Origin of the sequence: Salipiger bermudensis, from assembly GCF_020171625.1 — a bacterium.
GTDB lineage: Bacteria > Pseudomonadota > Alphaproteobacteria > Rhodobacterales > Rhodobacteraceae > Salipiger > Salipiger bermudensis_B.
The window spans coordinates 301,954-311,119 of the sequence record NZ_JAIUZY010000006.1 but is presented as its reverse complement, the minus strand read 5'-3'; the positions used below and the strand labels follow the sequence as shown (position 1 = coordinate 311,119).

The following is a 9,166-nucleotide window of genomic DNA, read 5'->3' as shown; positions in this document are numbered from 1 at the left end:
CCCGCCCCCGGCCAGAGGGCTCAGACGTTGAGCAGCAGGTGCTCCCGCTCCCACGGGCTGATCACCGACAGGAATTCCTCGTATTCCGCCCGCTTCACGATCGAGTAGACCCGGGCGAAATCCTTGCCCATCACCTCGTGCAGCGCCTCGGCCTCGTCCCAGAGCTCGAGCGCCGTGCCCAGCACGCGCGGGATGTCGCCCTCGCCCTCGTAGGCGTCGCCGCGGAACTGCTTCGACGGGCGGCGCTCCTCCATCAGCCCGAGATAGCCGCAGGCCAGCGACGCCGCGATGCCGAGATAGGGGTTGCAGTCCATCCCCGCGAGCCGGTTCTCGACGCGGCGGCTCTCGGCCCCCGAGAGCGGGATGCGGATGCCGGTGGTGCGGTTGTCGCGCCCCCATTCGAGGTTGATCGGCGCCGCGTGGTCGCGCACGTAGCGGCGGTAGGAGTTCACGTAGGGCGCCATCACGGCGACCGCCGCCGGCAGGTAGGTCTGCAGCCCGCCGATGAAGTGGTAGAACGCATCGGTCTCGCCGCCCTGCGGGCCGGAGAAGATGTTGCGCCCGGTCTCGAAGTCCATCACCGAGTGGTGGATATGCATCGCCGAGCCCGGCTCGTCGGCGATCGGCTTGGCCATGAAGGTGGCGAAGCAGTCATGCCGCAGCGCCGCCTCGCGGATCAGCCGCTTGAAGTAGAACACCTCGTCGGCCAGCTTGACCGGATCGCCGTGCAGCAGGTTGATCTCGAGCTGGCCAGCGCCGCCCTCCTGGGTAATGCCGTCGATCTCGAAGCCCTGGGCCTCGGCAAAATCGTAGATGTCGTCGATCACCGGGCCGAACTCGTCCACCGCGGTCATCGAATAGGCCTGACGTGCCGCAGCAGGGCGACCCGAGCGGCCCATCATCGGCTCGATGTCCTTGGCGGGGTCGAGGTTGCGCGCGACGATGAAGAATTCCATCTCCGGCGCCACGATCGGCTTCCAGCCCTGCTCTTCGTAGAGCTTCACCACGCGCTTGAGCACGTTGCGCGGCGCGTATTCGATCGGATCGCCGTGCCGGTCGAAGGCGTCGTGGATCACCTGCAGCGTCCAGTCCCCGGTCCAGGGCGCGGCGCTGGCCGTGCTCATGTCGGGCTTGAGGATCATGTCGCGCTCGATGAAGCCTTCCTCGCCGGCGGCCTCGCCCCATTCGCCCGTTATGGTCTGGAAGAAGATCGAGTCTGGCAGGTGGAAATAGGACTGCCGGGCGAATTTCGACGCCGGCACCGCCTTGCCGCGCGCGATGCCCGGCAGGTCGGAGACGATGCACTCGACCTCGTCGAGCCTGCGGCCCTCGAGATAGGCGGCGGCGGGCTCGGGCAGGTTGTCGCTCCAGTCGGTGCTCATAGCCGCTTCTCCTTGAAAAACCGGGCGAATTGCGCCCCCAGATCGGCGCTGTCGAGCGGCATCTCGAGCTTGCCCTTGGCGTCTTCGATCAGCTCCGGCGGCACCACGCCCGGGGCGCGGTGCTCGATCAGGCTGGCGACATAGTTGCGGCGGAATTCCGGGTGCGGCTGGACCGTGTAGGCGTGCCGCGGATAGAGGATCGCGGCATAGCGGCACTTGTCCGACGACGCCACGACCTCGGCCCCGGGCGGCAGCTCGGTAACCTGGTCCTGGTGCCAGGCGTTCAGCAGCCGCTGGCTGTCGGCATACTCGTAGAGCGTCGGCCCGATGACCCAGCCCTTGTCGGATTTCTCGACCTTGCCGCCAAGCGCCTGCGCGATGACCTGATGGCCGAAGCAGACCCCGATCAGCGGCTTGCCCGAGGCGTGGATCGCGCGGATCAGCTCTTCGAGCGGGGCCATCCACGGGTGGTCCTCGTAGGCACCGTGACGCGAGCCGGTGATCAGCCAGCCATCGGCGGCGTCAGGCCCCTCGGGAAAGTCGCCGTTGACCACCTTCCAGGTCTCGAACTCGAAGCCGTGCCCGTCGAGCAGGGCGTGGAATTGCGTATCGTAATCCCCGACCTCTTCGAGGATCACGTCCGGGACGAGCCCGGGTTGCAGAATGCCGATTTTCATGAAGCACCGATATCGTTGATGGCCGAAGGGTAGTCCTGCCGCAGAGACGCGGCAAGAGGGGCTCAGACCGTGTCTAGATAGATTTCCGCCTGCTCCTGTGGCGAAAGCTCGGACATGAAATGCAGCTCCTGCCGCTTGGTCAGCAGCAGGTTGCGGATCAGGCCCTCGGGCAGGATGCGCGGCATCACCTCGCTGGCCTCGAAGGCGTCCATCGCCTTCTCCCAGCTGCCGGGAATCAGCGGCAGGTCCTGCACGTAGGCGTTGCCGGTGATCGGCGCGGGCGGCTCGGTGCCGTCCTCGATGCCGTTCAGCGCGGCGCCCAGCAGGGTGGCGAGCAGCAGGTAGGGGTTCACGTCGCCCCCCGCCACGCGGTGCTCGATGCGCCGGCCCTTGGGGCTGCCGCCGGGAATGCGGATCGCCGAGGTGCGGTTCTCGTAGGCCCAGGAGATGCCGCAGGGTGCGTGGTTCTCGGGCACCAGCCGGTCGTAGCTGTTGCCGTGCGGGGCGAAGATCAGCGTGCTGTCATGCATCGCCTCCATCAGCCCGCCCACCGCGTGGCGCATCTTGTCGGTGCCCTTGGGGCCGCCATCGTCGAAGATGTTGTTGCCCTCCTCGTCGAGCACCGAGAAATGCACGTGCATCCCGGAGCCCGGGTAGTCCTCGTAGGGTTTCGCCATGAACGAGGCGGCAAAGCCGTGGCGCCGGGCCAGCCCGCGCACCAGCATCTTGAAGAACCACGCGTCGTCGGCGGCGCGCAGCGCGTCGGGCTGGTGCATGAGGTTGAGCTCGAACTGCCCGAGCCCCGCCTCCGAGATCGCCGTGTCGGCGGGGATGTCCATGTCCTCGCAGGCGTCGTAGAGATCGGTGAAGAAGATGTCGAACGCGTCCAGCGCCCGGATCGACATCACCTCCGCCGCCTTGCGCCGTTTCTGAGAGCGCGGCGAGAGCGGCACCTGGAGCGTCTTGCCGCTGTCATCGATCAGGAAGAACTCGAGCTCGATCGCCACCACCGGGGTGAGGCCGAGCTTGCGGTAGCGCTTGAGAACCGCCGAGAGCGCGTGGCGCGGGTCGCCGTCGAAGGGCCGTCCGTCTTCGCGGTACATCCAGATCGGCAGCAGCGCGGTGGGCGCTTCGAGCCAGGGCATCGGCACGAAGCCACGCTCGGTGGGCCAGAGCACGCCGTCGCGGTCGCCGGTCTCGAAGACCAGCGGGCTGTCGTCGATGTCCTCGCCCCAGATGTCGAGATTGAGAACCGAGAGCGGGAAGCGGGTGCCGTCCTCGACCACCTTGTCGACGAAGCGCGCGGGGACACGCTTGCCGCGTGGTTGTCCGTTGAGGTCGCTTGCAGCCACACGGATGGTGCGGACCTGCGGGTTCTTGCGCAGCCAGCTTTTGGGGTCGTTCATGGGTCACCGTAGAATTTGATCAAATTCTGGATACCGTGCCACACGGGGGGCTGGCAAGAAAAAACCCGATGTCCTGACGTCGCCGTCCTCCGCTGCTCAGCGGATCGCCACGGGAAGCCGGAAGCCGACCGTCTTGCCGGCATCGCGATCGTTGCCCATCAGGTAGACCCGGATGGTGTAATCGCCACTCTCGGGGAGCACCACGCGCGCCTCGCGGCCGTCTCTCTGACCGAGGAAGATCGCCTCGTAGGTCGCGCCCGGCGGCATGATGTTGAAATAGATCGTGCCGTCGCCATTGCTGCCCTCGACCGCAATGCTGGCCTCGAGCGTCTGACCCTCGGTGGCGCCGAGCAGGTAGTCAATGTGGTCCTGCCCCGTGATCGTGCCACTGATCGTGGCGCTTGAGGCGCCGGGTTCGAACGCCACCCGCGCGGGTTGCTGCGCTCCGGCCGGCGCGGCGCTGAACTCGGCCGCGATGGCGAGGAAGATGGCTGTGGTGATGCGTGTCGGCATGGCTGCGTCCCTCCGGTCCCTGATGCGGAGCGACGCGCCCGTGCGGGCGCTGCCCGCAAGACCATCCTGCACCGGGCGGGCGGATCGGCAAAGCCATTTCGCCTATTCTCAGCGCAGCAGCGTGGGTCGGTATCGCACCTTCGATCGGCGCGCCTGCGGCAGGTGCCGGTTGAGCCGCCGGTTGATCGCGCCGAACAGCCAGATGATCAGCAGGGTCAGCAGGATGAAATAGCCGGCGAGGATCGGGTAGGCCACGAAGGGGTTGAAGGTCTTGTCGGCGAAATAGCTGGCATAGTAGAGCGCATCGCCGCGCTGTTGCCAGGCCGGGAACCCCGAGAAGAACACCAGCGTGGTGGCGTGGAACAGGAAGATCGCCTCGTTGGTATAGGCGGGCCACGCCAGGCGCAGCATCGTCGGCCAGACGATGCGCCGGAAGCGCGGCCAGCCACTGAACCCGTAGGCGTCGGCGGCCTCGATGTCGCCCTTCGGGACCGACAGCAGCGCGCCGTAGAAGATCTCTCCCGAATAGGCCGCGGTGTTGAGAAACAGCACGATCAGTGCGCCCAGCCACGCGGCCGTCAGCGGGTCGAAGATCGGCGAGACCGATTTCAGCGACAGGAACAGGAAGTAGGCAAAGAAGAACTGGATGAACAGCGGCGACCCGCGGAAGACGAAGATGAACCACTCCGACGCCTTGCGCACCACCCGGTTGTTCGAGGCCTTGCCCAGGGCCACCGCGGTGGCGAGGAAGAACCCCGCCAGCAGCGCCACCGTGCCGAAATAGATGTTCCAGATCATCCCCGAGCCGATCAGCACCGCCTGCTTGCAGAGGGTGAAATCGTCCCGCGGCAACAGCCGCTCGCCGATGCCCAGCGAGCGCAGCCCGTAATCCGCCACCACGTCCCAGCAGCTCATGCCTGTCCTCCTGCGCCCGGCAGGCCCTTCTTCTGGCCGGAAATATCCCGGGGTGCGGGGCAGCGCCCCGCTGCAACGCCTGAACCGCGCATCACGCCGCCTTCCTTTGCGCTTCGCCGCCCATCGTCGCCTGGCCATGGGTCAGTCGGGTCATCAGCCGGCCCAGAACGATCTCGGAGACGCGCGTGAAGCACAGGTAGAACACCAGCAGGGCCGCGAAATACCAGACCCGCCAGTCGCCATGCGGATAGTCGGTGAAGCGGGCCGTCTTCGACCCGCCAAGTTCGCGCGCCCAGTAGACGATGTCCTCGACCCCCAGCAGGAACAGCAGCGGCGTGGCCTTGATCAGCACCATCCAGAGGTTCGACAGCCCCGGCAGGGCATAGACCCACATCTGCGGGATCAGGATCCGCCAGAAGGTCTGCCGGTGGCTCATGCCATAGGCCTCGGCGGTCTCGAGCTGCGCGTGCGGCACCGCCCGCATCGCGCCGTAGAGCACGTTGGCCGCGAAGGCGCCGAAAACGATGGCGAATGTCAGCACCGCGAGGCTGAAGCCGTAGACTTCGTGCCAGATCTGCGGCGAGGCGCTCAGCGGCAGTTTCGCCGCCGGGCAGACGACGAAGTCGTTGCCCTGCCAGATCTCATCCGGCCAGTCGGGACATTTCACCTGATGGCGCAGCCACTCGAAGCCTTGGTCGAGCGCGATCACGAAGAACAGGAAGAAGGCGATGTCCGGCACACCGCGCACCACCGCGATATAGCCCTGGCCGAGCCAGCGGATCGGGGCGATCCGCGACCGCGCGCCGATCGCCCCGAGGAATCCCATCCCCAGCGCCACCGGCGCGGTGATCGCAAGCAGCAGCAGCACCGTCCCGAAGGAGGCGTAGAAGGCAAAATGCTTGCCCGTCGTCAGGTAGCAGGCAAGCCAGCTCAGGCCCGACAGGGCGGAGGGATCGGCGCAGGCAGAAAAGATGGCGGCTCTCCGGGAAGCGCCCCGGCCCGAGGGGCCGGGGCAGGGTCATCAGAACTTCGGGCTGTCCGCGCCGAGGTATTCGACGATCATCTCGTTGAGCGTGCCGTCATCCTTCATCGACTGCACGGCGGCGTCGAATTTGTCACGCAGCTCCGGGTCGGACTGGCGGAAGGCCATGCCGATGCCGCCGCCGAGCGGCACGTCGTCACCCACGAAAGACACTTCGCCGCCGGATTCCTCGACCACCGGGATCAGGTAGTCCTTGTCCGACAGCACCACGTCCGCCTCGCCGGCGCGCATCGCCGCGACGGTCTCGTCGGGGGTGGGGTATTCCACGAGGGTCGCGCCTTCCATGGTCGCGACATGCGCCGCCTGGATGGTGCCGGTCTGCGCCGCGATCACCGCCGAATCCAGATCCACGTCGTCCATCATCGAGGCAAAGGCCGAGGGCGAGGGCGGGGTGTAGTTCTGGGTGAAGGCCACGACCTCCTCACGCTCGGGCGTGATCGACATGCCGGCGATGATGGCGTCGTAATTGCCCGAGACGAGGTTGGGGATGATCGAATCCCACTCGTTCGTGACCCACTCGCAGGTCAGTTCGGCGCGCTTGCACAGCTCGTCGCCCAGAACGCGCTCGAAGCCCGCGACCTCGCCGGAATCGTCGATGTAGTTGTACGGAGGGTAGCCGCCCTCGGTGCCAAGACGCACGACGTCCTGCGCCAGCGCCATCGAGGCGGTCATGGCCAGTGCGGCGGTGCCGAAAAGGATGGTCTTCATAAGTTTGCTCCCTTGGTTGGTTTTTATGGCCCTCGCCTTTCAGGCGTGGGTTGTGGAGGTCAGGAATCCCCGCAGGCGCTCGGATTTCGGGGCGCCGAACAGCGTCTCGGGCGGTCCCTGTTCTTCGATCAGGCCCTGATGCAGGAACACCACGTGATCGCTCACGTCGTGGGCCATCTTCATGTCATGCGTCACGATGATCATGGTGCGGCCCTCGGAGGCGAGGTCCTTGATGACCTTGACCACCTCCTGCTCGAGCTCCGGGTCGAGCGCCGAGGTCGGCTCGTCGAAGAGCAGCGCTTCGGGCTCCATGCAGAGCGCGCGCGCGATGGCGGCGCGCTGTTGCTGGCCGCCCGAGAGCTGCGCCGGGTAGGCATCGCACTTGTCGCCGATGCCGACCTTCTCGAGATAGCCGCGGGCGGCCTTCTCGACAGCGCCACGGTCGCGCGCCAGCACGGTGAGGGGGGCTTCCATGACGTTTTGCAGGATCGTCATGTGGGCCCAGAGATTGAACTGCTGGAACACCATCGACAGGTTGGTGCGGATGCGCAGCACCTGCTTGGGATCGGCGGGGCGGCGGTGATGGCCCGTGCCCTTCCAGTCCACCGGTTCGCCCTTGAACAGGATCTCGCCCTGCTGGCTGTCCTCGAGCAGGTTGCAGCACCGCAGCAGCGTCGATTTGCCCGATCCCGACGACCCGATCAGCGACACCACGTCGCCGCGATGGGCGGTGACGTCCACGCCCTTGAGCACCTCGAGGCCGCCATAGGCCTTGTGAAGGTTGCGGATTTCGATGACGGGCGCGGGATTTGGCAAGCCTGACCTCTGGCGGCGGTTTCGATCAGGGGCGAGGATGGGCGCAAACAGCCGCCATTTGCAATGCGCAAAACGCGAGCGGAGCCGGGGTTTTCGCCGCGTCAATCAGCAAATGCCGCGATTCAAGGCGGCGATCCGGCCCTTGAATGCGCCGGAGATCGGGTCGCGAGGTTGCGCTGTGCTGAAGCCGCTCAGCTTCCGCGGTCAACCCGCTGACGGGCGAGGGCAGAATCGCGGTCGTTGATGCCCAGAAGGTTCGACACCAGACGCAGCAGCGCGTCTTCCTCGGCGTCGCGTTCGCCGTCGGCGAGCACCACCTCCCACAGCGCCTCGATCACGCCGATGCGGTGATCGTAATCGACCGCATCCTTGATGGCGCGGGTGAAGCGCACGGTGTCGGGCGCCTCGGCCTCGAGTGCCTCGCCCTCGCCGCGCAGCTTGGCGGCCTCGAAGGGCGACAGCCCGTAACGCGCGACGTTGATCCGGTCGATGCGCTGACGCTCGCTCTCGTCATAGGTCTCGTCGGCGCGGGCGACACGCACGAGAAGCGCTGTCAGCGCCAGACGCGCGTCGGCATCGGGAAGGGTTTGCGGGCCGGGCTCAACGAGCCGCTTCAGGAAATCTGCGAACATGGATCGAGATATAGCGCCGGGATGCCCTCCGGGAAAGAGACGCTCTCGCCCGCGTGAGACATGTCCCTCAGGGGAGGGCGGCGTTGGCGCGAGCGTCCTCGGAGTCGGCGCGCTCGAGCCCGAGGTGATCCTCGATCAGCTCGACCAGCGCGGTCTCGTCGGCATCGCTGATGCCGTCGATCTCGGCCAGCTTCCACATCGCCGCCACCGCAGCCCGGCGATGTTCGTAATCGACGCCGTCTCGGATCCGGGCGGCCATCGCCTCGATGCCGGGCATTTCGAAGGCCAGCCGCTCGCACTCCGCCCGCATCTTGGCGGCCTGCAAGGGTTTCAGGTTGTAGGCCTCCGCCAGGATGCGGTCGATCTGCTCGACCTCCTCGAAGAGGTAGGTGTGGTCGGCCATCGCCACCTTGACCAGCAGCGCGCCCATGGCGTGGGCGGCATCAAGCTCGTGCAGCGGCTTTGCCGGTGCTGCGCGGTGATGAAAGAACGATTTCAGTCGCTCGAACATGGGGGGCCTCCTGCGTCGTCGCGCCAGTGTGGCAGCAGCGTCAGCGTGGCAACAGGGGGATTCGTCACCCGGCCCGCAACGGCGCAGGGTCTGTTGCGGAATGAGCGCCAAGAAACAGCTGCGAGAGCGCCTCGCGCTGCGCGTCCTGCGACGGGCCGACAGCCATCAGCACCTGATGCAGGCTCAGGGCAAAGCGCTGCCGGTCGCTGAGCCCCACGGCGCGCTGCAGGATCTCGGCAAAGCTGGCGCAGTCCGGCGCCGCCGCCGCGACCCGCTCGCAGGCCTCGCGCATTTCCGAGGCTTCGCGCGCGGTCAGGTCGTAGCACAGGGCCAGAACCGCCTCGAAGGTGGTCGGATCGGCGAACAGGCCCGCATGATCGGTGCGCGCCGCGCGCAGAAGCAAGGCCCCCAGCGCCAGCGGGGCGTCGCCGGGATCAAAGGGCGCCGCGAAAGGCGAGGCGAGCCAGAATCTCAGGTTGCGTCCCAAGCTGGCCGTTCCTGAGGCGTGGTACTGGTCGTTGCGGACGGCGGGTGCTGCATCGCGATCCTCGGTCATGGTGCGCC

General features: G+C 66.8%; 11 protein-coding genes. All 11 read right to left on the bottom strand.

Annotated features, from left to right (window positions below):
• Positions 1–20: 20 nt before the first annotated feature.
• Entirely contained in the window at positions 21–1,382 is a 1,362-nt protein-coding gene (locus LCM15_RS13405) for a glutamine synthetase family protein (protein ID WP_224857215.1), read from the bottom strand.
• Positions 1,379–2,059, bottom strand: coding sequence for a type 1 glutamine amidotransferase (locus LCM15_RS13400; RefSeq protein ID WP_224857213.1), 681 nt, complete (start codon positions 2,057–2,059; stop codon positions 1,379–1,381). The genes LCM15_RS13405 and LCM15_RS13400 overlap by 4 nt, the downstream gene beginning before the upstream one ends.
• Positions 2,060–2,121: 62 nt before the next feature.
• The gene (locus LCM15_RS13395) at positions 2,122–3,465 is read right to left on the bottom strand and encodes a glutamine synthetase family protein (RefSeq protein ID WP_224857211.1); all 1,344 of its coding nucleotides are present in this window, start codon (positions 3,463–3,465) and stop codon (positions 2,122–2,124) included.
• A 96-nt stretch (positions 3,466–3,561) separates the two neighbouring features.
• Positions 3,562–3,978: a hypothetical protein gene (locus LCM15_RS13390; protein WP_224857209.1), complete on the bottom strand. Its 417-nt coding sequence runs from the start codon at positions 3,976–3,978 to the stop codon at positions 3,562–3,564.
• 108 nt (positions 3,979–4,086) lie between these two features.
• Positions 4,087–4,893, bottom strand: coding sequence for an ABC transporter permease (locus LCM15_RS13385; protein ID WP_224857207.1), 807 nt, complete (start codon positions 4,891–4,893; stop codon positions 4,087–4,089).
• Positions 4,894–4,984: 91 nt separating this feature from the next.
• Positions 4,985–5,866, bottom strand: coding sequence for an ABC transporter permease (locus LCM15_RS13380; protein WP_224857231.1), 882 nt, complete (start codon positions 5,864–5,866; stop codon positions 4,985–4,987).
• A 48-nt stretch (positions 5,867–5,914) separates the two neighbouring features.
• Entirely contained in the window at positions 5,915–6,643 is a 729-nt protein-coding gene (locus LCM15_RS13375) for a transporter substrate-binding domain-containing protein (RefSeq protein WP_224857206.1), read from the bottom strand.
• Between the two features lie 39 nt (positions 6,644–6,682).
• Positions 6,683–7,459: an ABC transporter ATP-binding protein gene (locus tag LCM15_RS13370; RefSeq protein WP_224857204.1), complete on the bottom strand. Its 777-nt coding sequence runs from the start codon at positions 7,457–7,459 to the stop codon at positions 6,683–6,685.
• A 191-nt stretch (positions 7,460–7,650) separates the two neighbouring features.
• Positions 7,651–8,091, bottom strand: coding sequence for a TerB family tellurite resistance protein (locus tag LCM15_RS13365; protein ID WP_224857202.1), 441 nt, complete (start codon positions 8,089–8,091; stop codon positions 7,651–7,653).
• A gap of 67 nt (positions 8,092–8,158) precedes the next feature.
• The gene (locus LCM15_RS13360; RefSeq protein ID WP_224857200.1) at positions 8,159–8,602 is read right to left on the bottom strand and encodes a TerB family tellurite resistance protein; all 444 of its coding nucleotides are present in this window, start codon (positions 8,600–8,602) and stop codon (positions 8,159–8,161) included.
• A 64-nt stretch (positions 8,603–8,666) separates the two neighbouring features.
• Positions 8,667–9,158, bottom strand: coding sequence for a TerB family tellurite resistance protein (locus LCM15_RS13355; protein WP_224857198.1), 492 nt, complete (start codon positions 9,156–9,158; stop codon positions 8,667–8,669).
• Between the last annotated feature and the right edge of the window lie 8 nt (positions 9,159–9,166).

Coding starts and splice junctions, on each gene's coding strand:
- LCM15_RS13385 (WP_224857207.1), bottom strand. CDS start 4,893: ATGAGCTGCTGGGACGTGGTGGCGGATTACGGGCTGCGCTCGCTGGGC.
- LCM15_RS13365 (WP_224857202.1), bottom strand. CDS start 8,091: ATGTTCGCAGATTTCCTGAAGCGGCTCGTTGAGCCCGGCCCGCAAACC.
- LCM15_RS13375 (WP_224857206.1), bottom strand. CDS start 6,643: ATGAAGACCATCCTTTTCGGCACCGCCGCACTGGCCATGACCGCCTCG.
- LCM15_RS13360 (WP_224857200.1), bottom strand. CDS start 8,602: ATGTTCGAGCGACTGAAATCGTTCTTTCATCACCGCGCAGCACCGGCA.
- LCM15_RS13400 (WP_224857213.1), bottom strand. CDS start 2,059: ATGAAAATCGGCATTCTGCAACCCGGGCTCGTCCCGGACGTGATCCTC.
- LCM15_RS13405 (WP_224857215.1), bottom strand. CDS start 1,382: ATGAGCACCGACTGGAGCGACAACCTGCCCGAGCCCGCCGCCGCCTAT.
- LCM15_RS13390 (WP_224857209.1), bottom strand. CDS start 3,978: ATGCCGACACGCATCACCACAGCCATCTTCCTCGCCATCGCGGCCGAG.
- LCM15_RS13355 (WP_224857198.1), bottom strand. CDS start 9,158: ATGACCGAGGATCGCGATGCAGCACCCGCCGTCCGCAACGACCAGTAC.
- LCM15_RS13395 (WP_224857211.1), bottom strand. CDS start 3,465: ATGAACGACCCCAAAAGCTGGCTGCGCAAGAACCCGCAGGTCCGCACC.